At 56.5% G+C, this 23770-nt stretch carries 31 protein-coding genes, 1 tRNA gene and 1 pseudogene; 13 read left to right on the top strand and 20 right to left on the bottom strand.

All coding sequences use genetic code 11. The features are described from left to right. Positions 1–102: 102 nt before the first annotated feature. Genes petA through AB1E34_RS12570 form a run of 3 tightly spaced genes read left to right on the top strand, consistent with a single transcriptional unit; the run spans position 103 to position 2855 of the window. Positions 103–663: a ubiquinol-cytochrome c reductase iron-sulfur subunit gene (gene petA / locus AB1E34_RS12580; RefSeq protein WP_372572689.1), complete on the top strand. Its 561-nt coding sequence runs from the start codon at positions 103–105 to the stop codon at positions 661–663. Between the two features lie 11 nt (positions 664–674). Beyond that, positions 675–2021, top strand: a complete 1347-nt coding sequence (locus tag AB1E34_RS12575) for a cytochrome b (RefSeq protein WP_372572688.1) — start codon at positions 675–677, stop codon at positions 2019–2021. A gap of 18 nt (positions 2022–2039) precedes the next feature. Next, the gene (locus AB1E34_RS12570) at positions 2040–2855 is read left to right on the top strand and encodes a cytochrome c1 (RefSeq protein ID WP_372572687.1); all 816 of its coding nucleotides are present in this window, start codon (positions 2040–2042) and stop codon (positions 2853–2855) included. A gap of 160 nt (positions 2856–3015) precedes the next feature. Here AB1E34_RS12570 and mtaB read toward each other — a convergent pair whose 3' ends face one another. Then, positions 3016–4269, bottom strand: coding sequence for a tRNA (N(6)-L-threonylcarbamoyladenosine(37)-C(2))-methylthiotransferase MtaB (gene mtaB, locus AB1E34_RS12565; protein ID WP_372572686.1), 1254 nt, complete (start codon positions 4267–4269; stop codon positions 3016–3018). After that, positions 4266–5108: a diaminopimelate epimerase gene (gene dapF / locus AB1E34_RS12560; protein WP_372572685.1), complete on the bottom strand. Its 843-nt coding sequence runs from the start codon at positions 5106–5108 to the stop codon at positions 4266–4268. The genes mtaB and dapF overlap by 4 nt, the downstream gene beginning before the upstream one ends. Before the next feature lie 210 nt (positions 5109–5318). Here dapF and AB1E34_RS12555 point away from each other — a divergent pair. Together AB1E34_RS12555 and AB1E34_RS12550 are read left to right on the top strand one after the other, a co-directional pair. Further along, positions 5319–5394 (top strand) — tRNA-Lys (locus tag AB1E34_RS12555). A gap of 396 nt (positions 5395–5790) precedes the next feature. Then, positions 5791–6912: a linear amide C-N hydrolase gene (locus tag AB1E34_RS12550; RefSeq protein WP_372572684.1), complete on the top strand. Its 1122-nt coding sequence runs from the start codon at positions 5791–5793 to the stop codon at positions 6910–6912. Between the two features lie 903 nt (positions 6913–7815). Here the strand turns inward: AB1E34_RS12550 and AB1E34_RS12545 are convergent. From AB1E34_RS12545 to AB1E34_RS12530, 4 genes are read right to left on the bottom strand one after another with little or no spacing between them, the layout of a single operon-like run. Further along, on the bottom strand, positions 7816–8307 hold the full coding sequence (locus tag AB1E34_RS12545; RefSeq protein ID WP_372572683.1) for a hypothetical protein: 492 nt from the start codon (positions 8305–8307) through the stop codon (positions 7816–7818). A 60-nt stretch (positions 8308–8367) separates the two neighbouring features. Beyond that, positions 8368–8631: a hypothetical protein gene (locus AB1E34_RS12540; protein WP_372572682.1), complete on the bottom strand. Its 264-nt coding sequence runs from the start codon at positions 8629–8631 to the stop codon at positions 8368–8370. Then, positions 8628–9053 carry a hypothetical protein gene (locus AB1E34_RS12535; protein ID WP_372572681.1) on the bottom strand — a complete coding sequence of 142 codons (426 nt, stop codon included), beginning with the start codon at positions 9051–9053 and terminating at the stop codon, positions 8628–8630. Before AB1E34_RS12535 ends, AB1E34_RS12540 begins: the two co-directional genes overlap by 4 nt. A gap of 14 nt (positions 9054–9067) precedes the next feature. Further along, entirely contained in the window at positions 9068–9337 is a 270-nt protein-coding gene (locus AB1E34_RS12530) for a hypothetical protein (protein WP_372572680.1), read from the bottom strand. A gap of 73 nt (positions 9338–9410) precedes the next feature. Between AB1E34_RS12530 and AB1E34_RS12525 the strand changes: the two genes are divergently transcribed. Continuing rightward, the gene (locus AB1E34_RS12525; protein ID WP_372572679.1) at positions 9411–9650 is read left to right on the top strand and encodes a helix-turn-helix domain-containing protein; all 240 of its coding nucleotides are present in this window, start codon (positions 9411–9413) and stop codon (positions 9648–9650) included. Positions 9651–10098: 448 nt separating this feature from the next. Here AB1E34_RS12525 and AB1E34_RS12515 read toward each other — a convergent pair whose 3' ends face one another. The 10 genes from AB1E34_RS12515 to AB1E34_RS12470 all read right to left on the bottom strand — a co-directional run bounded on the left by AB1E34_RS12515 (position 10099) and on the right by AB1E34_RS12470 (position 17643). Continuing rightward, positions 10099–10488 carry a hypothetical protein gene (locus tag AB1E34_RS12515; protein ID WP_372572678.1) on the bottom strand — a complete coding sequence of 130 codons (390 nt, stop codon included), beginning with the start codon at positions 10486–10488 and terminating at the stop codon, positions 10099–10101. A gap of 184 nt (positions 10489–10672) precedes the next feature. Then, positions 10673–10942: a RidA family protein gene (locus tag AB1E34_RS12510; RefSeq protein WP_372572759.1), complete on the bottom strand. Its 270-nt coding sequence runs from the start codon at positions 10940–10942 to the stop codon at positions 10673–10675. Further along, on the bottom strand, positions 10939–12591 hold the full coding sequence (locus AB1E34_RS12505; RefSeq protein WP_372572677.1) for a hypothetical protein: 1653 nt from the start codon (positions 12589–12591) through the stop codon (positions 10939–10941). The genes AB1E34_RS12510 and AB1E34_RS12505 overlap by 4 nt, the downstream gene beginning before the upstream one ends. Beyond that, positions 12591–14306, bottom strand: a complete 1716-nt coding sequence (locus tag AB1E34_RS12500; RefSeq protein WP_372572676.1) for a hypothetical protein — start codon at positions 14304–14306, stop codon at positions 12591–12593. The genes AB1E34_RS12505 and AB1E34_RS12500 overlap by 1 nt, the downstream gene beginning before the upstream one ends. Further along, complete coding sequence (locus tag AB1E34_RS12495) at positions 14303–14533, bottom strand: HGGxSTG domain-containing protein (RefSeq protein ID WP_372572675.1); 231 nt, start codon at positions 14531–14533, stop codon at positions 14303–14305. The genes AB1E34_RS12500 and AB1E34_RS12495 overlap by 4 nt, the downstream gene beginning before the upstream one ends. Beyond that, a complete protein-coding gene (locus AB1E34_RS12490) occupies positions 14524–14946 on the bottom strand; it encodes a hypothetical protein (RefSeq protein ID WP_372572674.1) in 423 nt (140 codons plus the stop codon). The genes AB1E34_RS12495 and AB1E34_RS12490 overlap by 10 nt, the downstream gene beginning before the upstream one ends. Before the next feature lie 189 nt (positions 14947–15135). Continuing rightward, complete coding sequence (locus AB1E34_RS12485) at positions 15136–16350, bottom strand: glycoside hydrolase family 19 protein (protein WP_372572673.1); 1215 nt, start codon at positions 16348–16350, stop codon at positions 15136–15138. Positions 16351–16877: 527 nt separating this feature from the next. Then, a complete protein-coding gene (locus AB1E34_RS12480; protein WP_372572672.1) occupies positions 16878–17147 on the bottom strand; it encodes a hypothetical protein in 270 nt (89 codons plus the stop codon). Next, positions 17144–17422, bottom strand: a complete 279-nt coding sequence (locus AB1E34_RS12475; protein WP_372572671.1) for a hypothetical protein — start codon at positions 17420–17422, stop codon at positions 17144–17146. The genes AB1E34_RS12480 and AB1E34_RS12475 overlap by 4 nt, the downstream gene beginning before the upstream one ends. Further along, on the bottom strand, positions 17419–17643 hold the full coding sequence (locus AB1E34_RS12470) for a hypothetical protein (protein ID WP_372572670.1): 225 nt from the start codon (positions 17641–17643) through the stop codon (positions 17419–17421). The genes AB1E34_RS12475 and AB1E34_RS12470 overlap by 4 nt, the downstream gene beginning before the upstream one ends. Positions 17644–17698: 55 nt before the next feature. Between AB1E34_RS12470 and AB1E34_RS12465 the strand changes: the two genes are divergently transcribed. The 5 genes and pseudogenes from AB1E34_RS12465 to AB1E34_RS12445 form a co-directional block, all read left to right on the top strand. Then, complete coding sequence (locus AB1E34_RS12465; protein ID WP_372572669.1) at positions 17699–17842, top strand: hypothetical protein; 144 nt, start codon at positions 17699–17701, stop codon at positions 17840–17842. A gap of 100 nt (positions 17843–17942) precedes the next feature. After that, complete coding sequence (locus tag AB1E34_RS12460) at positions 17943–18170, top strand: hypothetical protein (protein ID WP_372572668.1); 228 nt, start codon at positions 17943–17945, stop codon at positions 18168–18170. Next, positions 18170–18658 (top strand): hypothetical protein, encoded by a 489-nt coding sequence (locus AB1E34_RS12455; protein ID WP_372572667.1) that lies wholly within the window; start codon positions 18170–18172, stop codon positions 18656–18658. Before AB1E34_RS12460 ends, AB1E34_RS12455 begins: the two co-directional genes overlap by 1 nt. 74 nt (positions 18659–18732) lie before the next feature. Then, positions 18733–19311 (top strand): hypothetical protein, encoded by a 579-nt coding sequence (locus tag AB1E34_RS12450; RefSeq protein ID WP_372572666.1) that lies wholly within the window; start codon positions 18733–18735, stop codon positions 19309–19311. A 30-nt stretch (positions 19312–19341) separates the two neighbouring features. After that, positions 19342–19500, top strand: a pseudogene (locus AB1E34_RS12445) (hypothetical protein); the annotation flags it as partial. Positions 19501–19998: 498 nt separating this feature from the next. Here AB1E34_RS12445 and AB1E34_RS12440 read toward each other — a convergent pair. The 3 genes from AB1E34_RS12440 to AB1E34_RS12430 all read right to left on the bottom strand — a co-directional run bounded on the left by AB1E34_RS12440 (position 19999) and on the right by AB1E34_RS12430 (position 21704). Continuing rightward, the gene (locus tag AB1E34_RS12440; protein ID WP_372572758.1) at positions 19999–20649 is read right to left on the bottom strand and encodes an SOS response-associated peptidase; all 651 of its coding nucleotides are present in this window, start codon (positions 20647–20649) and stop codon (positions 19999–20001) included. Between the two features lie 82 nt (positions 20650–20731). Further along, a complete protein-coding gene (locus AB1E34_RS12435; protein ID WP_372572665.1) occupies positions 20732–21280 on the bottom strand; it encodes a hypothetical protein in 549 nt (182 codons plus the stop codon). A gap of 103 nt (positions 21281–21383) precedes the next feature. Beyond that, on the bottom strand, positions 21384–21704 hold the full coding sequence (locus AB1E34_RS12430) for a hypothetical protein (RefSeq protein WP_372572664.1): 321 nt from the start codon (positions 21702–21704) through the stop codon (positions 21384–21386). A gap of 64 nt (positions 21705–21768) precedes the next feature. Here AB1E34_RS12430 and AB1E34_RS12425 point away from each other — a divergent pair, with 64 nt between their 5' ends. Then, positions 21769–22110: a hypothetical protein gene (locus tag AB1E34_RS12425; protein WP_372572663.1), complete on the top strand. Its 342-nt coding sequence runs from the start codon at positions 21769–21771 to the stop codon at positions 22108–22110. 49 nt (positions 22111–22159) lie between these two features. Further along, entirely contained in the window at positions 22160–22702 is a 543-nt protein-coding gene (locus AB1E34_RS12420; protein WP_372572662.1) for a hypothetical protein, read from the top strand. 252 nt (positions 22703–22954) lie between these two features. On the opposite strand, the gene AB1E34_RS12415 is transcribed toward AB1E34_RS12420, so the two are convergent. After that, positions 22955–23602 carry a hypothetical protein gene (locus AB1E34_RS12415; protein WP_372572661.1) on the bottom strand — a complete coding sequence of 216 codons (648 nt, stop codon included), beginning with the start codon at positions 23600–23602 and terminating at the stop codon, positions 22955–22957. Positions 23603–23770: the final 168 nt, after the last annotated feature.

The following is a 23770-nucleotide window of genomic DNA, read 5'->3' as shown; positions in this document are numbered from 1 at the left end:
AACCGATTTCTCCCCGATAGATACCCGCGTTAAGTCACCGCATCCCCGTGCGGTAGATATGCACGTTTGCCCGTTCGCGGGCGCTGAGATCGGAGAAGGCTCGTGTCCCACGCAGAAGACCACGAAGGCACCCGCAGAGATTTCCTCTACTACGCCACGGGTGGCGCAGGTGTCGTAGTTACGGGGGCCGCTGTTTGGCCTCTGGTGAACCAGATGAACCCGTCCGCAGATGTTCAGGCGCTGTCCTCGATCCGCGTGGACGTGTCGGGCGTCGCCGAAGGGACGCAGATCACGGTCAAGTGGTTGGGCAAGCCGGTTTTCATCCGTCGCCGCACACCCGAAGAGATCGATGAGGCGCGTTCGGTCGATCTGGCTGAACTGCCTGACAACAATGACCGCAACGCCAACAAGCCCGGTCTGGACGCCGCCGACGAGAACCGCTCGATGGACGAAGCAGGGGAATGGCTGGTCATGATGGGTGTGTGCACCCATCTGGGCTGTGTGCCGCTGGGTGACGGTGCGGGCGATTTCCACGGCTGGTTCTGCCCTTGCCACGGATCGCACTACGACACGTCGGGCCGTATCCGCAAAGGCCCTGCGCCTGAGAATCTCTGGATTCCGACTGCGGAATTCGTCGACCCAACCACCATCAAGCTGGGATAAGGAGGCGCGACATGTCCGGAATTCCGCACGATCATTACGAACCGAAGTCAAACGGCGAAAAGTGGCTGGATAGCCGCCTACCGATTGTCGGTCTCATCTACAACACAATCATGATCCCCACCCCCAAGAACCTGAACTGGTGGTGGATTTGGGGGATCGTCCTGGCCTTCTGCCTGGTGCTGCAGATCGTCACCGGCATCGTTCTGGTGATGCACTATACCCCTAACGTCGATTTGGCCTTTGCCAGCGTCGAGCACATCATGCGCAACGTGAATGGCGGTTATATGCTGCGCTATCTGCACGCAAACGGCGCCTCGCTGTTCTTTGTGGCGGTTTACATCCACATTTTCCGCGGGTTGTTTTACGGCTCTTACAAGTCCCCGCGCGAGATCACCTGGATCATCGGCATGCTCATCTATCTCTGCATGATGGGCACAGCCTTCATGGGCTATGTTCTGCCCTGGGGTCAGATGTCGTTCTGGGGCGCAACCGTGATCACCGGCCTGTTTGGCGCCATCCCGTTTGTGGGTGAGGCGATCCAGACCTGGCTGCTGGGCGGACCAGCGGTGGATAACGCTACGCTGAACCGCTTCTTCTCGCTGCACTATCTGCTGCCTTTCGTGATCGCTGCGCTGGTCGTGGTGCATATCTGGGCCTTCCACACCACGGGCAACAACAACCCGACGGGTGTGGAGGTGCGTCGCACATCGAAAGAGGACGTCAAGAAGGACACTCTGCCCTTCTGGCCCTATTTCGTGATCAAGGATTTCGTGGGCCTTGCCATCGTGATGGTGATCTTCTGGGCCATCGTGGGCTTCATGCCTAACTATCTGGGTCACCCCGATAACTATATCGAGGCCAACCCGCTGGTGACGCCTGCCCATATCGTGCCGGAATGGTACTTCCTGCCCTTCTACGCCATCCTGCGTGCCTTCACCGCAGATGTCTGGGTGGTGCAGTTTGTTAGCTTCATCACTGGTGGCATCGTGGACGCCAAGTTCTTCGGTGTCGCGGCGATGTTCGGCGCGATCCTGGCCATGGCGCTGGCGCCCTGGCTGGACACCTCGACCGTCCGTTCGGGCCGCTATCGTCCGATGTTCAAATGGTGGTTCTACCTGCTGATCGTCGACTTCATGGCGCTGATGTGGCTGGGCGCAATGCCCGCGGAAGAGCCCTATGCCTCCTTCTCGCTGATCGCGTCGGCCTATTGGTTCGGTTATTTCTTCGTGATCCTGCCCATTCTGGGCGTGATCGAGAAACCGCTGCCGCAGCCCGAAACGATCGAAGAAGACTTCAACGCCCATTACGGCAAGCAAGCTGATGGTTCCGGTGCCGCCGAAACCACGCCCGCCGAATAAGAAGAGGGACCGACTGAGATGTTCAAGAACCTAGCAATCGGTGCCGCGTTCGCCCTCGCACTTGCCCCTGCCGCGTCTTTCGCGGCCGGTGGCGGAGATCAGCATATCGAGGATTTCGCATTCTCGTTCGAGGGTCCGTTCGGCAAATACGACCAGAACCAGCTGCAGCGCGGCCTTCAGGTCTATACCGAGGTCTGCGCAGCCTGCCACGGCTTGCAGTATGTACCCCTACGCACACTGGCGGATGAGGGTGGGCCGGGCCTGCCCGAGGATCAGGTGCGCGCCTATGCCGCGGGTTTCGCCGTTCTGGATGAAGAAGCCAACAGATACCTTTATGATGCGGAAAAGGACGAGTTTCGTCCCTTGATCGACAGCGATCATTTCCCGGCAAACCACGCTGCTGGCGCACCGGATCTGAGCCTGATGGCCAAATCCCGTGCTGGGTTCCACGGGCCTTACGGCCTTGGGATCAACCAGCTGTTCAAAGGCATTGGCGGTGCAGAATACATCGCGTCCTTGATGATTGGATATACCGGCGAAGAAAAGGAAGAAGCAGGTACGATCCTCTATGAGAACACCGCGTTTCCAGGTGGCTGGATTTCCATGGCCCCCCCGCTTTACGGCGAGGATGTCGAGTATGCCGACGGTCACTCCAACGACCTGCATCACGAGGCCGAAGACGTTGCGGCCTTCCTGATGTGGGCAGCTGAGCCCAAGATGATGGCTCGCAAGCAGGCAGGTTTTGTCGGCGTTCTGTTCCTGACGATCCTGGCCTCGCTGCTCTATCTCACCAACAAGCGTCTCTGGGCGCCGCATAAGGGCAAGAAGCACTAAGCGTTTTCTTTACAAGAGATCGACCAAACCCCTCGCGTCTTTGACTGCGGGGGGTTTTCTTTTTTGGGGGCTCCATCCCCGTCACGCTGCGCGCGCTTCCCTAGGGATATTCTTGGCCAGATGAAGGGCGGATCGGTGCAGGATCGCAGGAGCGTTCGCTTCAGGCGGTCAGATGATTGCCGTTCTGGCCGAGGATCGCGGCGGTCACGATTTCGCCCTCGCGTTGGGGGGTCGAGAAATCAACCTCCGTAAACTGCTCTGTGCGGCCCATATGCGGGTTTTCCATCAGAATCTGATGTGTCTTGCCGAGCTGCGCCTGAAGGTGTCTGCCGACCTGTGACGCGCCGCTGGCGCGCAGGCGGGCGGCGCGGTGTTTGATCACCTTGCCGTCCACTTGCGGCATCCGCGCGGCAGGGGTGCCGGGGCGAGGCGAATAGGGGAAGACATGCAGCCAGGTCAGGTTGCACTCTTCGACCAGCTTCAGGGAGTTTTCGAAATGCGCGTCGCTCTCGGTGGGAAAGCCTGCGATGATGTCCGCGCCAAAGGTCATTTCGGGACGCAGGCTGCGGGCCTCTTCGGCGAAACGGATCGCGTCATCGCGCAGATGGCGACGCTTCATCCGTTTCAGGATCAGATCGTCGCCATGTTGTAGCGACAGGTGCAAATGCGGCATCAGGCGTGACTCGGTCGCGATGGCTTGCATCAGGTTCTCGTCCACCTCGATGGAATCGATCGAACTGATCCGCAGGCGCGGCAGATCGGGCACCAGTTTCAGAATCCGCATCACCAGATCGCCCAGTTTCGGCTCTGCTGGCAGATCAGCCCCCCAGGAGGTCAGGTCGACCCCGGTCAGCACAACCTCGTTGTAGCCTCTGTCCACCAATCGCTTGATCTGGTCCACCACGACGCCCGCGGGAACGCTGCGAGAGTTGCCGCGGCCATAGGGGATGATGCAGAAGGTGCAGCGGTGGTCGCAGCCATTCTGAACCTGCACATAGGCCCGCGAGCGAGTTCCGAACCCGTCAATCAGGTGGCCCGCGGTTTCAGTGACTGACATGATGTCGTCGACTTGCACCGCTTCGGTCTTGCCGATGAAGTCGGCGGCCAGCCCCTTCCAAGTCTCGGGCTGCATCTTCTCGGTATTGCCGATCACGGCGTCGACCTCGTCCATCCGGGCAAAGGTCTCGGGCTCGGTCTGGGCCGCGCAGCCGGTGACGATGACGCGGGCATCGGGGTTTTCGCGCCGCAGTCGGCGGATTTCCTGCCGAGCCTTGCGCACAGCCTCGGAGGTCACGGCGCAGGTGTTCACAATCACCGCGTCCCGCATTCCGGCCTGCGCCGACAGCTCTTTCATCGCCTCGGTTTCATAGGCGTTCAGGCGGCAGCCCAAGGTGGTGAATTTGGGGGTGCTCATCCCAGAGTCTCCAGAAATTCTGGCGTCAGCACGCCGGAGAAGACATGCATGCTCGGGCCCGTCATCCAGACGCCGTCGTCGCGCCACGCGACGTCCAGCGTGCCGCCATCCAGATCAATTCGCACCTCGCGCCCCGTCAATCCGCGCCGCGCCGCTGCCACGGCCGTGGCGCAAGAAGAGGAGCCGGATGCCAGCGTCACGCCCACGCCACGCTCCCACACCCGCATGCGGATGTGATCGGAGCTGACGACCTGCGCCACCTGCACGTTGGTGCGCTGCGGATAGAGCGGATGATGCTCGTACCGCGCGCCAAATACCTCTAGCGGCACCGCCTCGGCATCTTCGACAAAAAACGAGCAGTGTGGATTGCCCATGCCGGTGGCGACCGGGGCGCCCTCGATCGGCAGATCCAGCGTATCCACCTCCTCGGCCAGCGGAATCTCATCCCAGTGCAATTGTGGCTGACCCATATTCACAGACGTCATGCCTCCGCCCGCGTCACGCGCTACCAGTGCGCCGCGATCGGTGGTCAGGTTTAGCTCGGTCTTGCCGCTTTCGTCGATCAAATGCCGCGCAATACAGCGTGTGGCATTGCCGCAGGCGGCCGAGGTCGAACCATCGGCGTTATAGAACACCAGATGCGCATCCCCTGTGCCCTTTTTGATGACTGCAAGCTGATCAAATCCCACACCAAAATGGCGGTGCGCCACAGCTTGTGCGAGCCGCGCCGAGACCGGCACTGCCTGCGTGCGTGCATCGACAACAACAAAGTCGTTGCCTAGCCCGTGCATCTTCATGAAGGGCAATGCGGTTTCATATTTGTCTGCCATGGCAGGCATATAACGCCGGCAAGTACGCGAATCCAGCCTTCGGAGAAGATTCCCCAAAAAAGGACTTGACCACCCCGGGTGCTGCTCATAATTAGGCCGCCTATCGGGTCGGCGGTTCTTTCGGGATGCTGGCGAAACGAGAAGCGAAACTGGTCTTGAACCTTGCCGGTGAAATGACTAGACGTCGCGCGGGGTTCGAGGATCCCAAACACAGAGAGTGGGCCGTTAGCTCAGTTGGTAGAGCAACTGACTTTTAATCAGTGGGTCGCAGGTTCGAATCCTGCACGGCTCACCACTGAAATCAATGACTTACAGGATATTGAGCCTTATTCTCAAGGCAGAACTCCCCTACTGGGGGACATATGGGGGACAAATGTGCCCGGTCTAACCCCTTGAATCACCTAACAGCATGCAACTCTGCCCCACAGCCAGAGTCGGCCCAAAGTAAATCTGCTCACGGGCACCAGGATTGGGAAATGGACCCCTGAGGGCACTTATGAGGAGCTGGTGATACATTGAGAAGGTCGGCAGTGCGGGCGAAGCCGCCGTTACTTCTGCTGGCGTTACTGTGTCGCCAAGTTCTTTCGACCGACTGATGGGCGATTTGCCACCTGAGCAGAAGCCATTCAACATGTTAGCATCGCAATTGTGTGGAATGATCCGTTTGGAAACTGCCGTCAGGAGAAGAGACATGACATTTTACAGAATTCTTAAGGCAACTGCCCGCGTCAGCGTGGCCTTGATTGCTTCTGTATCGATGGCATGGGCGTGTACCGGGATTATGCTGAACGGAACAGACGGAAGCATCGTTCGCGCAAGAACTGCAGAGTGGGGCCCCTTCGACCTCGAAACGAAGATCAACATTATCCCAAGGGGCTTCACTTATAGCGCTGGCGCGATGCCCGACGGGAAACAAGGCGCCTCTTGGACTGGCCGCTTCGGCATGGTCGGCATCAGTATGTTGGACCACGGCGCGCCAGCCGATGGGATTAATGAGGCTGGACTGACTGCTGGTTTGTTTTACTTGCCGGGCTTTACTGAATACCAAGAGTACCTGCCAGAGCTCGCCGACAACACGATCCCCGGAGATTTACTGGCTTCGTATGTCCTTTCGCAATACGAGACAGTTGAGGAAGCGCAAGCTGGTCTTGAAGCCGTTCGCGTCGTCGGCGTTGTGGATGAAACCCTTGGCTTTCCCTTTCCCTTCCACATGTTGGTAGCGGATCGCTTCGGCGGACGGATCGTAATCGAATACATTGACGGTGAACTGACGGTTTTTGAGGCCCCGCTGGGTGTTATTACAAACTCTCCCAATTACGACTGGCACATGACGAATCTCAACAACTACGTCAATCTGTCAGCACTTGGCCTTCCGTCGGTCGAAGCCAGCGGCGTGACCTTTGCACCGCTTGGCGCGGGCAGCGGAATGATTGGCCTACCCGGCGATTTCACTCCGCCGTCACGCTTTGTCCGCGCGGTCGCGTTCTCGCAAACTGCGCGACCGACAGATGGCGGTTACGATACGGTGCGTGAGGCATTCAGGATTCTCGACAACTTCAACATCCCAGCGGATGCTGCTGAGGGAGCACAGGATGACGTCCAGTCGGATGATTTGCTCTACAGTGCGACGCAGATTACGACGGCCAGTGACTCCCAGAACCTCGCCTACTACTACCACACGATGTATGACCGGACGGTACACATGGTCGATATGAAGCAAATCGACTTCGACGCAATGGGCGACGAAATGATTGTCTTTGAGACAAGCGGTGATCGAGAACCCACAATCGTTAATATGACGCCATCAAACTAACGCTCTTTTTTCTGGAACTGTCTTTGTCGGCGCTTCTGACTGCTAAGGGCTCTAGAGCGGTCATCCGACGACACCTGTCAGGTTTCTTTCTCTTGCGGCTTGTTAAGTGTCACGGTTTTTCACATCCAAGCTGACAATAGCCGCTACTTAGATGAGTCGATCATGCTTCTAGCAAACCGCAAATGAGTAGCTTTCTCCGACTTTGAAAGTGAAAGCCCCGTCGATCACTCCAAGCCAACCATTTCGCTCAAGCGTGCATTCAACGGTCACTGTAGGATAGCGGTTGCGCCTGAAGTGCTCAACATAGGCCTGCAAAGTAAACTCTCTCGGCGGAATAAGAACGGTGCAAATTATTTGATGCCGATGCTCTGCACACAATGCGGCTGAATTTGAAAATGCCTCCCCCACAGCGTTATTCGCAGTGCCCGCCGGTGTTGCTTCTAGGCACGAATCTTTCACAGTTGCAGCCACTAGTGAGCAGTATTCTTGGGCGTGCCCGTCTGCTTGAGATTGCGCGTTGGCTTGGGGCAATTGAAGCGTTGCAATCAAGATGCACATAAAGAAAGGCCGAATTTGCACTAGATCCCCCCGGAGAACCTGCATCAACCACACCAATCTAGTGTGCGTAGCAATGCGAAATCTAGCTTCAATTGTCATTCCCTCGACACCACCGACGGTTATCCAGTGTCACAATGAATTCATGCCAGTGTTGCGATGCGCTGCTTGCCCGGCATGCGCCACTCAAAAAAAGAACGGGCACGGCCTGTGGCGTGCCCGTACCTTTTGGGGAATTTACTGAACCAACGTCTTACTGACGTAACCAATTAACAATTTCAGCATGAACCAAACGCCGCTGACCTTCTGTGAAGTGAATCACGTTTGAACAAAAAATCTCTGCCGCCCCTACCCCCTCGCCACCACCAGCGGCGGATCATCCGGGAATGACTGGATATCGAACCACTTGAAGCACGTCCCGTCCGGGTTCCGCTTGTCGCCCATGCGAATGAAGCTGCCATTGGCCCCGTGACGGATTAGCGCTGCCCTGAATGCTCGCAGGTCAATGAGCCACCAGTTTTGCAGCGACAACCCGTCAACGCCTGCATGGCCGTAGAACATCCAATCACCGTAGCCGTTCACTATCTTGGATAGTTCGGTCTCTGCGCCTGACGGAACCTGCGCACGGATGGTGAACTGATTGGGATAGAGCATCGAGTAACCGGGACGACGGACACGGGCGGCTATCCGCATGTCTTTGGCGTCCAGCGTTACTAAGTCTGTGGCCTGGAAGTGATCCAGAGGATCAGGCGCGGCCTTGAGCAAGTGGCCCCCGACTATGCGCCTAATCTCCGGCAGGAACTGATCCGACCAGCTCCGGTTCACTTGGTAAAAACTCATGAAAGCACTCGTTACAAACAAAAAGGGGCGCAGTGACTGCCGCGCCCTGGTTGAAGTTCACTAAGCCGCTTGGGCGCTCTCCCTGGTCAGTTTTCGTTCCAAATCCTGTGCCGACTGCACGTTGTCGGTCAGGCTGTCAGCGATTTCAACCACGTGACCTGACAGCGCGGCCACGGCATTCCGTGTACGCATCTCAGGCTCATCGCGGCCCAGCAATTCATCAACGAGGATTTCAAGTCCTTGAAGAAGGCCGTGCAACAGAACAGCGGTTTCATCAGCCTTCAGCAATTTAGCATCCAGTGATTTTGTCATTAGGGCGGTCATGCTGCCTCTTCCTTCAGTTCATCCAGAGCTGCCTTTGACGCCTCCATGGTCTGTTCAAGCGGGGCGATACCGGCAATGTAAGCCTTCATAGCCACTGTAACGGTGCGGAGCTGCTCTGGGTTCAGTTCCTCCAATTCCTTCTTGATCGGCCTGAATTCTTCACTGTTCTTGCGGAAGGCGGCTGCCATTCCCTTCGGATCACCGCAGAAAATCCAGTCGATGCTTGCGCCCTGTTCCCGGCACCAATCAACGATGTTTTCAGTCATAAGCAGGGAGCCGTCCTCATCAAAACTCAATTCAGGTGGCTCGCAGTCATTCCAGTCGCAGAAAGCGTCAATGCGGTGGTCAATGGTCAGCAGATCCTCGAACTCATAGGCCCTGATTTTTGCTGGTTCGTTTGCACTATTGGTTTCATCGTTCATCTTGCTTTCCTCCTTCAGACGTCCAGTTGTTCGATGCGTTCCATCAGCGCCTCAGAGCGCGTGTTGATGGTGCGGATAAGCGCGCTGACCGCTTCGGGGTTCTCTTCGCCGTTGTCCTCCCAGGTCAGTGCATCAAGGGCTTTGGTAAGACCGCTCAAGGTTATGGCGTCCACTTCGATTTTCAGCTTCTCATCCTTGATGGCCTGGGTCTTATCGGACTGGCTCGTGCCTCTCTTGCCGTCGAGCATGACGGTATTGGTCGCGCTGGCGCGTTGTTCTGCCATTGTGTTGGCCTCCGTTTATGGTATGATCCTTAGGGATCAATATAGCACATGATCCGAAGGGATCAAGAGGGCAATGACAGGCAGGCAACTTCAGGCAGCTAGAGACCTAATTGGATGGTCTCAGGCAAAGGTAGCAGACTCGGCGGGGGTATCCGTGCCGACTGTCAAACGAGCAGAAGGCTCAGGGCAAGTGACAGCATCAGCCGACGCAATAACAAAAATTCGATCAGCCCTCGAAGCCCAAGGCATCCAGTTCCTTGACAGCGGGGAAGTTGCTGCTGGGCCGGGGGTGGCTTTGAAGCGGGACCAGTGACTTATCAAGAGCTAATGTCTTCGCCGCAGATGCTCCGGGCTTCCGAGTGCAAGCCGCGCGTTGGGTCTTGAAACCGGGGCATAAATCATCAAACGTTCTTCCATCACAGACCCGACAGGAAAGCGCCGGAGAACGATGCCCTCAATCACCTTTATTCTTGGTGTGATTTGCTTCTTGGTTGTGGTGTTCTGCGCCGTTCGGTTGCAGCAGCTAGGCGGCTTCCTCGCGAACATGCGTGCTCCACAATCTGATACGGCCTCCAAGTATCGAATGGGTTTTCATATGGCGATAGCGGTGTCTTTGCTTCTGGGTGCTATACAGCAACTGACCTAGTCGCGAAGCCCTTTTCCTTTTTGGCCGACCAGCAGTTTCGCGCGGATTCCGCGCGCTATTCTCTCTCAACTCCCAAAGCTGGCGGTCTATCTCGTCGGCTTCGGTGAAAATGCATCTATCCAATCAACGCGGCCTTGACGGCATATGATCCCGTTACAAACAACGCCAAAGAGGCCAACAAGCAACCCATTGCCAATGCAAAAAAGCATACACGTGCCCTTCCCCAGCCCGAAGATCCCTTGACGTTCTCAGCTAGAGCGAAATTGGCTAGATAGCCGGTCGCAAGAGCGGAAACCGCTAGGACCACACCCCACGCATAGTACATAATAGCTGCTGCAATGGCGCCCGTGCCAACAATGCTCTTCTCGATAAGGCTGGCCGCAAAGCCCAGCACTGCAATGGCTCCTCCGCCATTGATTAGAAGTGCCCCCTTGATTGCAGCGGTGGACATGTCCGTGGCGATTTGGTTGGCGTTTTGGTGTTCCGTAAAGCTCCGGTCGTCCATCTTGTTCCCAGACATCTAATTCGTAGTTACCTCTGGGGCTTACTGGAAGATTTGGCGGATCAAAACCCAAAACGGGTAAAGTCCTCTACCGGGCTGCTAATCCCGCTAATCCTGCTAATCGACCGGCGGCAGGAAGGGCGCTGTGCTTACGCTATTCGCACAAAGCCGACCACTGAAGGCGAAGTTAGGCAATTGCAGCAACGCATATGATTTCAACGTCATAGCCCTCGCCAGCAAGACGGGATTCACCGCAGGCTCGCGCTGGCGCACAGCCGTCCGGTATCCATGCATCCCAAACCGCGTTCAGTTCATCGTAGGAGGCGATGTCCGAAAGCCAGATTGTCGCGCTCAGTATCCGGGTTTTGTCAGAACCGGCCTCCAGCAATAGCGCCTCCGAAAACGGGCAGAACTGTATCACCCCATGAGCCGAAAACCTGACAGACAGGCGGGTTATCCAGCGCCACGTGCAATGCGTCGGTATCTGGCCGCTCGCTTCCGGCACCCCTCAGAGCAATAGTGCGCGTCACGGCGCTTGTAGTCGGGCAAAGGTGCGCAACACCAGTTACAGCACCACGTGCCATTCCTGTACCGCCTCATGACGGCCTTGATCCGGGCAACCTGACCGCGCAGACCCTTGCGCACAGCGTCTTTCTGCGGCTCGGACATTGCGTTGAACTGCTGGGCGAACTCTGCGGGGGATTGCGCTGTTTTCCTGCCAGCGTTGAGGGCATCGGCCCCGAATTCCATGGCCTCATCCATCGCCCGGTTATTGGCGTATCCGGTTCTTGCTGCTGCATATCCCGGCACCTGATCCAGCGCGGTATCCAGTTCATTCAACACCGGACCAACCTGTGCCCCGAACTTACCGCGACCGGCCTGCGCTGCGGCTGACAGGTCATCGCTCAAGTTGGATCGCACGTTATGGGCCTTGGCCGCGCTCACGGGGGCCTGTGGGCCGATAAGACCAGGCTGCACGCCTAGTTCCCTGCCAACACGCCTCATGGCCGCCGCTGGTGCCCCTGCGGCGTCCTGCTGGCGCTCCAAGAGCAGTTGGGCAATCCGGTCGGTCCCGACCTGCTCACCGCTGCCAAGCGCAGCATCATATTCCGGCCCCCAGACAGAGGACCGTTCTGCGGCATTTGCGCGGCGCTGGTCAAAGGCGGCGTCGGGCTGGCCGATATGAGCGTCAAGGTCGTCGGCAATGCGACGTCCGCCAGTTTCGGCCCGGTCCCTGACTGCTCGGGCAAGCGCCTTTCCACCTGCACCACCCTGCGAGGCGAGGCCCTGACCAGTTGCACGGAACTCGGGAACGTCTGCCAGCATGACCTCATCCGACAGACCATCGAGATATTGCTGAATGCCGCGCCCAGGCTCGGGTGTCTGGCTGGATACGCTGCGCATCATGTGGCTGGATTTGCGCCCCATGCCGGGAAGCGGTTGCTGCGTCAGTCGCCCAAAGCCACGGGCCGTTGCGCCCGCTGTGGCCGCCAGTGGATAGGCGGCACCTCCGATTGTGCCACCGGTGGCGATTGTGGGCCAGTTGTCCATGGCTACGGCCCCAACGTCAGCCATCGACTGAGGAGGGTTGCCCTCCAACTGCTCCTGTTGAACTGCTTGGTTGAGGGCGATAGCTGCACCAGTGCCGCCACCCGCTACCGTTTTGGTCAGCCAATTTGCACCTTTTAGCGCTGGTGCCCCTGCGGCGAGACTTACACCGCCAAGCGCACCAGAACCGGCAACCTGACCACGCCCGAACGCTTCCGGGTGTGCTTCCATTGCGGCTCGATCCTTGTCGCGAACTGCATCGCGCCCAGCCTCGTAACCATCCCCCTGAAGGAACGATTTCACCCCGCCGAGGGTATCAAGCTGACCTGCGGTGATATCGTGCTGAAAGCCTCGATAGGCCGCACCAGTCTCACCGATGGTCTGCTGGTTCTGTGCCGAATTCGCCCGAAGTCGCACCAGTTCTTCCATCTCTGCCCGTGTGGCTTTTCCATCGCGGGCAAGAGCGCTGAGACGCTCAAGAGCGTGTTCCTGCTGCCCGGCTTCGGCATACGTACTACGGCGGCTCAGTTCGCCCCGCACATCTTCTAGGGTACCCATTAGCGAAGCCTTTCCTCAATTGCGCTCAGTACGTCGCTCGGTATCTGGCGGATATCGTAAGCACTCAGCATTGCGTTGATCGATGCAGTGTCCATCCCACGGATTTCATTCGCGGAAGGGCCTTGCCAGTCTTGAGCAGGTTGTGGGGGTTCTGCCGCTTGAGCTTCGGGCGTTCCGGGCCGCGCATTCGGACGTAGAGACGTGGGCGGCGCTCCCTGCGGCTTATACCGGAAATCTGGGATCGTGCGGTCGGGATCGAGGCCATAAGCCTCAGCAGACAGCCCGTATTGCTCTGCGACCCTTTCATGCTGGCTGGATGCCTGCTGATAGAGCTTTGCCGCCCTACCAACAAAGTCGGTGCGCTGTTGGGGGGCGAGGCGTTCACCGCTCAGAAGACGATTGTAGAGGTTGCGCACCCGGTCATCCACACCAGTCGCGTTGGCGGCTGTGGCAAACTCGCTTTCACGGACAACTGAGCCCGGATCAAGCAGCTTCATGTAGTTAAAGATAAGGGCAAGGTCACCCGCTGCTGACGGGTCCTCAGCGGAAGCAACAATGCGGGCATAGGCCCCTGCTTGCTTCTGGAAGTCCTTGACCGGTTGCAGGCCTGTAAACTCTTTACGGAGCTTGCTTTCATCCTCAAGGTTGGCGGGCGCGATACCGCTGCCGCCGAGGTCTACAGCGGATGGACCGCCGTCTGCCCCCAAGTCCACCAACTGACCGTCTACAACCTTGTAGCGATCCTCATTGGAAAGTTGCGGGTTTTGCATTTGCTGAAGCTCAAGCTGTGCCTTTTGCAGTTGCATTTGCCGCAATGGATCACTGGCCTGCAATTGGCGCTCAAGCATGGCATTCATAACCGCTCGCTCGCCGGGCTTGGCGTAGGGGCTGTTGGCCAGTTCTGCAATTTGCATGAGAACGGTGGGGTCCATCTGCCCGCTCTGCGCAACACGAACACCCGTGCCGCCTGACTGCGGCCCCTTGTAACCCTCCCAAGCACCCGTGCCTTGAGTTTGATAGATGTGCTGCCCCAAGCGCTCCTGAAGCTCTGGCGTCATGCGCTCATTGCCCGTCAGACCCAGCGCTTCCTTTGCGCCGCGCAGGGTGGTTCCGACAATCTGGTAAGCCCCCATGGGCGTTGCAACGCGGCCAATCTGGCCTTTGACGTGCTGCCCGTATTCCCCGGAAGGGGCGGCGAAGTTCAGCGCCTCATCAACCGTCATGTCCGTAAGCTTGACGTTCGAAAACTTGCCGCCGGGACGGTTCGAGTACCCATACAGGGCATCATAATCCCCGCCGCTTTCGCCTGCGAAGATACCGGCCCGGATCGCATCCCAATTGTCAGGGCCTTGCACCATGTTATCGCGACCCAGCGCCCGCATCGTGTCATTGGCGATGTCTACATCCGGCGACTGAGCGGGTGGCTTTGGAGCGGCCACGGCAGGCATTGAACCCGCTGGTGACCGCCCCATCAATGCCGACATTAGCTGCCCCCGGCTGCCCTCGTAATCAGCACGACCCTTTGCGTCGGCTTTGTCTGCGTCCTTTCGCATTTTGCGGATCATCAGGGCTTGCCCGACGGCATGCAAACCTGAGCCGATATCCCTTGGTGCCTGGCTCATCGACTGCGCCGTGAGCGCATCCGCAATGCGTCTCTTGTTCTGAATCTGTTCGTAGCTCTGACCGGTGTTCCCACCAAAAATGAACGATGTCATCCGCTCGCCCCCTTACGCTGTTCCAGCAGCATCAGGGCCACGGCTATCTTGCGCCAACGCTGCTTGTTTGCCTCTGATGTTCTCTTACGGCCCTCTGCCGTCTTGGGGCCAGTGGAGGCACCGCCATGCAGCCTGCATCGGCCAGTGCCGTTAATCGGGGCTTCCTGACATGTGCCGCCGTCGCGGGTACGTGCGCCGCAGACCTGTTCTGTCTGACTCAATGACATTTGCGCCACCCCACGAGGATATGCGGCCCCGACGGCATCGGCAGGACGCCGGTTTGCTGGAACCCGGTTTCGCGCGTCAGCCAGATATCCTCCCAAGTGGTCGGGATGCTGGACATGATGTAGTCGGGGTTTTCGGCATCCCAGAAGGTCCGCAACAGGGCCTTGAAGTCCGCGACCGTCTCGTGCGGTTCATCATCGCCCCGGAACAGTTGAACCATCCATAGGCCCTCAAATCCGCCGGGCCAGAACACCCCAACAGTGCGATTGACGCGCCAATATTGGTGAGGGTCACCGAGCAGGTATTTGAACCCGCCAGCTTCCAGCGCCTCGATTCCTTCAGCACTCAGTTCATCCGACGGACATAGCCGCGATGGCTTGCGGTCCGACCGGTTATTGCCTGCTGTTGCTTCCATGTTCCTGCCCTTGATCAACCACCCAAAGGGTATCATAATACCCCAAATTTGCAAGAACGAGGCGTGAACAGAGCGGCCATTTTCCGCCATTATCAAATGAACTAGATAACCTGCCGTTTCCGGTTAAGAAGCGATGCGGGCTATAGCCACAAAACAAAACTCACGAAGGCGTTGCCGAAGATTGTCTGCCTAGTTGTTTTGCCGACGTAGGATTTCCGCGACGATTGGGTGCTCGTCAAAAAGTCCTGAATTTAAAGCAGCTTTCGCTCTCTCGAAAAGCACTGTTCGGTCCGTCAAGCCATGTGTCCCCCCGTTAATGCCTTTCGTAACCATCATAACATCGCCCAAGTCAGCCCACTCAAAGAGGGTTCTTCCTGACCTCTTAGTTCTGGACATATATGCTGCAGCAACCAAAATAGCGACCTGAGGCTCTGCCATCAAATCAGGTTCTGCAACTAAGTCTATACCTATTAGCGCACCGTAGACTTCGTAATTCGATTTTCCGGGCAGCTGTAGAAATCCTCTACCACGATACCTCCATCCATCGCCTGACTCCTCGGACCCATTGCCCAGCCTATTGGAATAAACCTTGTTTGCGATGCGCTCGGGTTGTCGCGCATAAGACTCGGCATCTTCTCTACTTGCAAAATGCCTGCGGAAAATCCTCCACAGCCCAGATCCAGAATAGTGAAGATTTTCCACCATGGATCTAAATCTTCCGGTTTCGTGGGCGGATTGCGCAAGCAGGGCTGCAAATCTGTCTTTGCTGTCTAGCGCCCCAAACTCGCCCAACTTTTCAATCACTTCAGGCTCACTTAAGAGTTTGGAAATTTTGCTAGCAATCACGGAGGAGCTGGACAAAACAGCAACAAATCCGTCATCCTTTCCAACGTTCAACGTTGTATCCGGAAGAGAAATCGGGACTAACCCCTCGTTTGAAGGAATTAAGCTTGGACCGGTGTCACCGCTGTCCAGCCTTTCCTCCTCCGCTTCAGCATATTTCCGAATTTCGTCCGGCTTGAGCTTGTCCAACAGCCCGACATCAACTATGAACTTAAGCCTTCGTGCTCGTGCTCGGTCATCGGGCTCTTGGAAAGCAGTTTCTAACAAACTTAAAGAAAACTCCTGCTTCTTTAGTTCCAACGCCTGCGCCTTCGCCTGCTCGTTCTCCTTTAACGAAAACGCCCCGCCAATGTACGCAACTACAATTGTCGCAACACCACCAAGAACGGCGGACAAAGCGGAAATCTGCGCCAATGAAACCTTGCTACCCCAATCGACCTCTAACGATTTACTTTTGGAGGCGGCCTCGCTTTTTAGGATTTCTAACTCCATGAGTTTAATTTCGTGGGAGTTCTTTTCTCGCGTTTCTTCCAGTCGCACCTTTCGTTCTTCAAGTTCCATAGCGCCCCTATCCAAAAGAAATACACTACAGTAAGACCTGCCTGTAGTTTCGCATTAAGCTCAAATGCGCTCGTACATCATAGCAATTCTACCAAACCGCGCTAGCTTCGGATGAGAACATCTTTAATTTGAGTGACACATCAGCCGTTTGATCTGGTTACACATTCCATCAACATTGGCTATCTTACCAAGTGAAGCGGTCAGTTATGAATCTCGTGGGCTTAATATTTTCTCCGTTGCGTACACTATGCTTGTAAGCAGGGTTCGCCTTCCCTAGCCCATATCGGCCAAGCGTGCTGTGCATTCAAAAGGCGGAACAGCCGCGAACGGCGGGGACAATTCTTTCAGTGCGCACCCTTGTTGGTTAAGCGACCCTCAGAGCCGCAATGCCGCCTGAGCCATTCTGCAGCGGAAATCGGACTAGGCTTTTCATAAGGCTGGCCATTCGGAACTGGCGATATGATGCTGTGTTTTGCTGCGGCTTTCTTCTGCTCAAGCGCAGCCAGTCTTCGCTTAATGCTCAATGCCTAGCCCTCCAGCCCGTACTTCAGCTTTGCTTCTGGCCACGACATTTGGCTCATCTCGGTGACACGGCTGTGAAATGCCTCTTCGGTTTCATCCGAGCTCTTTGTGATGTTTGTCATCATGAGATACCCCCAAATAATGTAAGCCGTGACGATTGGCTCCTCGTCCGGCTCGCCGGGCCGACCTTCGTAGATAAGGCGACGGATTAGAACTTCTGCTTTGGTACCTTGCTTGCTACTCTCCAGCTTTCTTAGCCTCGTGCGGATACTCATTGCCCTACCTCCGCCAAACGGCCAGTCCGCGCCTGCTCCCAAGGCAGTATGCTGAGTCTATCGACCTCCGCATCGAACTCGGCGCGACGCTCAAAATCGGAACGCTCCAACATGACTGTCTGACCTACACCCCAGATGATGTAGGCCCGCGCGTTCGAGTGTGCTTCGTCCACCTCATCGTTTCTGTCCGCGTACAAGGTCTGGAATACGACAACCTCCGACCCGGAGCCGCCAGACGTGCTCTCAAGCTTCGATATCCTCGATTTCAAGTTCATTGAGATGCCTCCAATGCTGTGATGCGTTTCTCAAGTTCAGTGGTTTCCAGCACCCGCCGGAACTGCTCGACCAGGGCCATGACGGTCGCCCCTTCCAGCGGCGTCACCTCTCCCTGAGAGACGGCCTGTAGAACCGCGCGTGCGGCATCTGAGGCGTCCTGGGCGCTCTCAATGCGAGGAAGGTCGAACGAGATGGCCGAGTCCTTGCGAACCGGTGCCAAACGTTCGAGACACAGCCGCAAAGCAGGCCCGTCTCCGGTGCGGATCAGCGACCGCGTGTTGCTCCTGAAACGTGACTATGGGTTCAACATTCGCACTGAGACCTACGCCAATGACGCCGCAACCGAGCGGGCGCGCTTCGGTGTCTACTATCTCGACGACACGGTGACTCCGGTCGGGGATCAGGAGGTGGCGGCATGAGTGCTTTCCAACTCCAAGTTCTTGCTCTTCGCAAAAAACATGGCCTCAGTGAGGCGGCAGCACGTCTTGTCGCTGCATTGCACTTTGGGGAGGCACGACAATGATCCCCGATGTCATCAGGCTGGACAGCCACAAGCAGATCCGCATTACCCGCAGGCCCGTCGAGAGCAAGCCGTATCGTGGCCATGACGTAGTTGATTTCCGAGTCTGGACCAAAACCCGAAAGGGCTTCCGTCCTTCAAATCAGGGGGTGGCGTTCGACGCCGCCCTTCTGCCTCGCGTGCTGGCTGCACTGGACGCCGCCGCAAGTAAGCCGGGGAGTTCGTGATGGGTAAGCCTTACAAACGAAACAAGCGTGGCGGTTCTCGCCACGTTCAACTGCTGGAGTGGCTTCAGGCATGTCCTGCGTGGGCATCCTTAAAGCCAGGACCGCGCGCCTTGTACGTGGAGTTGAAGCGTCGGTTCAACGGAAGCAACAACGGCTCAATCGTTCTCAGCCATAGAGACGCCGCCAAGGCACTCAACACGCACCGGAACACGGTCGGCGGCTGGTTCGACGTTCTTGAGGAACGCGGTTTCATCCATGCCGTTCGGGGCCACTGCCTGGGTCCATCAGGCATTGGAGAATCCGCGCATTGGGCGTTGGACGAACTCCCGACCGACGATGGAAAGCCAGCAAGAAAGACATTCATGAGGTGGGATGAAAAGAAAAACCCCCGCACAAAAATTGTGACGGGGCGGCACAAAAATTGTGACGGAGACGCTGAAATCAGCCGCACAAATGACCCTCCCGTCCTAAAAATTGTGACGGGATAGCCCGTTTCTGGAAATCCGCCGTCACAAAAAACAGGACATATATACATCTAGCCATAAGGCAGGGACGAACGACTATGACGAACAGCAATGACAACCAAACAACCGAACCGACCAAGGGCGCGCCGGAGCGGAACGCAGGCGGGCAAAATATCGGCGTCAAAATGGAGGGATCACAGTCGGAGGGGCATCAGGTGGTTATGTCGCATGAAGATGCAGTATGTGACGTGTTTGGAACCGACAACCATGCACAGGCCAACGCGCTCCTGTTGCACTGCATAAAAGCCCTTCGTGGCGACGAGGCCGGTAACGCTGGCGAAGAAAACGACGTGCGCAACTTCATGCTGTCGATTGTTAGGGACATCGAACCACGCGACGCAGTTGAGCGCATGCTGGCGGTACAAATGGCAGCGACGCATGTCGCCACAATCCGCTCTGCGAAGTGGCTGGCGAACACAGATACGATACCCCAGGCTCAACTTCACTACACCGGCTTCAACAAGCTCACCCGCACATTCTCAGCACAGATGGAAGCTCTTCGAAAACACCGGAACGGTGGCAAGCAAACCGTCACGGTTCAGCATGTGAACGTTGAGGATGGCGGGCAGGCAATTGTTGGCAATGTCCAGACCGGGGGGCGCAAAGATGGAAGATGACAGCAATCCTCCGGGCACTGGCCTGTTGCTGAACGGCTAACGCACGCCTTGATGACAGCAGAGAGTGCGGGTGGTGACGCTCGGGGGCCTGCAATAAGCGCGGCGGTTGCGGTCAATCCGATAGGATGCGGACAGCCCGTAGCACGGTGGGTAGACCAAAGCAAATCGCCTATAGAAAAACTATTGTGACTGGCTTTCCGATACGGCGATAAATAGCCGTTTTTACTTATCAAAGTTTGAATTTTAGCGGGTAATGCTGTAGCCTATGACACAAGAAAAACTTGAGGCGAGCAGATGTTATCACCATCGCAGGACGAGGCCGACAGGCCGCAGCGTGTGAAGCTAAGCGCAGAGGACTTTGCGCAGATTGACCCTGCCGACGCGGTAGCGTGGGCACCGCCAAATCAACTGTGGCTGCCCGAGGTCGAGTAGTTCTCGCTCTGACATGCGCCAGATTTCCTTCTGTTTGCGTTTGTCTTTGGCTCGCTTGACATGAGCGGCCTTTCTTTCTTCCAAAGTGGAAAGCAGGTGCGAAAAGAAACCACTCCTGGCTCTTGGGTCTGCGTATGCCATCCGTATCTCCTCCGCACTCATCAAGTTGCTTTAGGGGTCAGATGCGCATCGCGGCTGAAGTTTGCAGAAAGCGGAAATTAAGTCTGGTTCAGACGCTCGAAATTGGCGGCGTCATCACGATCCGTCCGTCGCACCACCTCGCGCCACAATCTCAAGCACCCCATCAGGCAATGCGCGCTGTAGCGCCCCAGCCTCGCTCCAGGGCGCTGTCAGCCACGTCTCAACCTCTTCGGGGGTTTGCAGGATCACCGGCATAGCCTTTGGATGGATCGCGCCCACAATGTCATTGGGCTCAGTGGTCAGGAAGCCGTAGAGGTCCGCATTCACCTCGCCTTCCTTGACCTTCCGCACGCTGGTCCAGTTCACCCAGACGCCTGCGAAGAACGCCAGGGGCCGATCCTCGTTGAGCGCAAACCAGACCGGCTCGGATTTACCCTCTGCATTCCTTCCTGGCTCTGAGAACGAAGTGAATGGCACGACGCAACGGTGCTCCACAGCCAACCAGCGCCGCCAGTGGGGGCTTTTCGTGTTACGGACATTCGTCACACCCCGATCCACCTTCTTTCCCTTCAGGGCGAACGCAGGGCTTGGCATACCCCACCGGCCCATTGCCAGTTCCCGTTGGCCATCGTGATTGCGGACAATGGGGGCCGTATAGTCAGGGTAGATGCCGGGCTGCGGGGGCATGTTTCCGACTGCAGGCGTAGCTGTCATGGCCTTGGTGAAGTCAAGCACCGCCTGACGGGCGGATGTGTGTGAGTACAGATTGCAGATGTCTAACCTCCCCCGCCCCTGTTAATCCAATTGCGGGCAATCTGACTGAAGGTGGACGGCTCGGCAGTCAAGTTTAGGCCTTGCCAAGCAGGAACAAGACGGCCTCCAAAACAAATAACAGAAAGAGCCCAGCAGACACAAATTTCCAGTAGGTACGGTCCAGTTCGGTAGAGCTGAGTACGTATCCCCCGCCACGAACTACCTCTACGACTGCATTGAGAGTGCCAAGCGGTGTGCCTTGCTGCTCTCGCGATGCCTCGTGCATCTGCTCTTCTTGTTTTCGGATAGCATCCAATTGCCTCTCCCAACCCAACTCGATTTGAGCACCGCTTTCGTAGATTCTCTCTTCGATCATCTTGATGTAGAGGCCCAGTTGCCGCCCATACTGTTTGAATCTAGCCTGTGTCAGCAATACGTAGAGGGCAATTAGAGAGCTTGCGAGTATTATCAGGGGGTTATCCATATCAAATAGATTGGAGTAATAAAGGCCAAGCGCGGCAACAATCAAAAGGTTTCCATTTCTCTGGAGCTGCTGGTCCAATCTGCTGCGATCCAAGACTTCTTCGCGCATTGCTTTGTATTCTTCGATGGCAAAATGTAATGAAATGTCACTACTGGACATGTGGGTTCCTCGTAATCGGTTTAACTATGAGCGGCTAATCTAACATGGGCCGACCTGTGAATGAAGCGATTGCATGGGCTTCCATTTGAGCTCTCAATACGCGCTACTCATCCCCCAGCATCACAGTCTTCCACGTTTGGATCAACTTCGCAGGACGGCGCACGGGCAGCTTCCCCAAATCTTCCTGCTGTGCCAGCCGTGCCCGCATATCGACATATTCACGCCCATGCTTGTGACAGGGCAGCACCGGTTCGTGCATCGGCCAGTCGGGGCCAACGATGTCAGCAAGGTCTGAGGCAAGGAAATGGACATTGCGGCGGCACAGGTTGCACCGAAGCGTGATGACCTGACCATTAGCCGCAGCATCCCGCAACGTGCGGAACTTTCCGGGATACGGATGGGCTGGCGGATGAGAGACAGGCATAAAGAGAACATATACGGAACATTGCAGCTTGCCCAAGCTGAAAATCGCCCCTAGCTTTCCCGTCATGCGCACCAAATCCCGCTCCCGAAAGAAAGCCGCTGACGAGCTGTTCTATCCTCTGAGGGTCCGCGTGCTGGTTCCTTTAGATGGGTTCGGGCGGCGGTACGACGACCTGCACAGATGGATGGATGAACGCGCAGGGCGGGGCCTGTGGGGCTATAATGCTGACTGTGTGCCTCGTTGCGACCTCAGAGACACAACGGCCTTCTATATGGCCGATCCGGGGCTGCTGGTGCCGTTTCTGGAAGAGTTCGACCTGGAACTTGCGCAGGGTGATCCAGAGCGTCCCGGCGAGAGTTCATATCGGCTGATGGGGCCGAAATCTATCATTGCAAGCAAGAGGTAGTGCCATAGGGTGGCTCTCAGCCAAAATCAGTACCTTGGGACTTTGAAAGATGCCATTTGAACCCAGCGATTACCTTCGACTCGAATACCAGACCTGCCATCAAAAAGTGTCTGCCGCCGTCGAAAATCTGCATAAAATCGAACTCTACGTTTTCTTGGGTATCGCCGCCACCTATGCTTGGCTGTTTGGTTCATTCGGGGAGACTGCCGCAGATACAGGCGAGTTGGTGAAGTCCCTATGGATACCGCCTGTACTTTGTTTGTTGGCTTGGTACCGCTCAACGATGCAGCTTCGATATATTGCAAAGATATCTGAATACTTGTCGATGATCGAAGCACAGCTTGTCGCAAGCCTCGGAGCCGATAACTGCTGGGAACACATCGGCTGGGAAACATGGTACGAAGAACACGGACCGAAGACATGGAACATCACCTACAGAGTAATCCTATGGCCCGGATTGCTTAGCGCCACTTTGTTCATCGCCTGGTTCCAAATAGGTGTGCCGGGAGTGACCGCCTCGGATGACCCGTGTTCACTTGAACAGCAGTCGCCGGACTGCGCTCAACCAGACACAGAAGCAAATCAGTCTTAAAGCCGTGGGGGACGCCTGCCGGTTCATTGGCCCGGTGCATCTGGTTGAAAACCATGACGTCGACTTTGGAGAGCCAATCGGGAAGGAAGTGCTGTAGCAACCTGATGCGTCTTGCACTCGTGAGGCCGCGCGGACTGGCAGTCGACCCGCCGGGGGGACGGGCGGCAATCTATAAGAAGGGGACACGCAGCCTCGCCCTATGTTTTCGAATACTCCGAACTGTCTCTACCCCCGACTTGGGGCAAGGTTGCGCTAACGGATACGTTCTGCGACGAGTAGGTCGCCTGGGCGAACGCCAAGGTCGGCGAACGGCCTATTGTCGATTTTTGAGCCCCGTCGGTTCTTGCTAATGTAGCTGCCTGTGCGCTTATTTCTTAGCTGCCAATAGCGCCCATAAGTCCAAGGCGGCATGCTCCTTATCCCACCTTCTACTGCTGAAATGTACACTTCATTGAGGAAGTCGGATGCGTTTACCCAATCGGTAAAATAAAGTGATACCTTTACGTCCTCGCGGCTATCAGTATCAAAACTTGACGCTGGAAAAATTAGATCAATAAAGCGGCTGCTTACCTTTTCGAGCAACTCATCAATCTCACCTTCTTTGGCGGCTGAAAGTGAACCAGACTGCTTCGCTTCAGACGACTTTATCTCTCTTCGTAAATTCTCGGTAACTTGCTCAACTACCTTTCGCTCGCGGTTCTGCCGACCTTCAAGGGTAATCCAAGGTGTAGAGATTTTATCTCCATCCTTGATCCTGAGTGTCAGTACCTCTCCCAACTGAAGTAGCGGTTTCCGTAAGAGCAAGAGAGATGCAAGAGCGACTCCCGCCCAGATGCCAGTTTGCGCGACTGGAGTGAGTGAAATATAGAAATCGATCCAATTCGTCTCTGCATTGGCCATGCAAATGCCTCACCTGAAAAACTCGTTAGGTGGACACTGACGGAGAGGGATAGCGCAGGCAACAACTGAAATATTATGGGAAGACCGACATTGTTGCGCGTCACACCTGTCTCGGCAGCAACATCTCCGTCGTTAAGGAACTGGGTTGCAAGGGCTTCGAGCCACTTG

It is taken from the genome of Ruegeria jejuensis, assembly GCF_041537905.1.
Taxonomy (GTDB): Bacteria; Pseudomonadota; Alphaproteobacteria; order Rhodobacterales; family Rhodobacteraceae; genus Ruegeria_C.
Note: the sequence above shows the minus strand (reverse complement) of the source record. Positions and strands in the feature narration are given on the sequence as shown.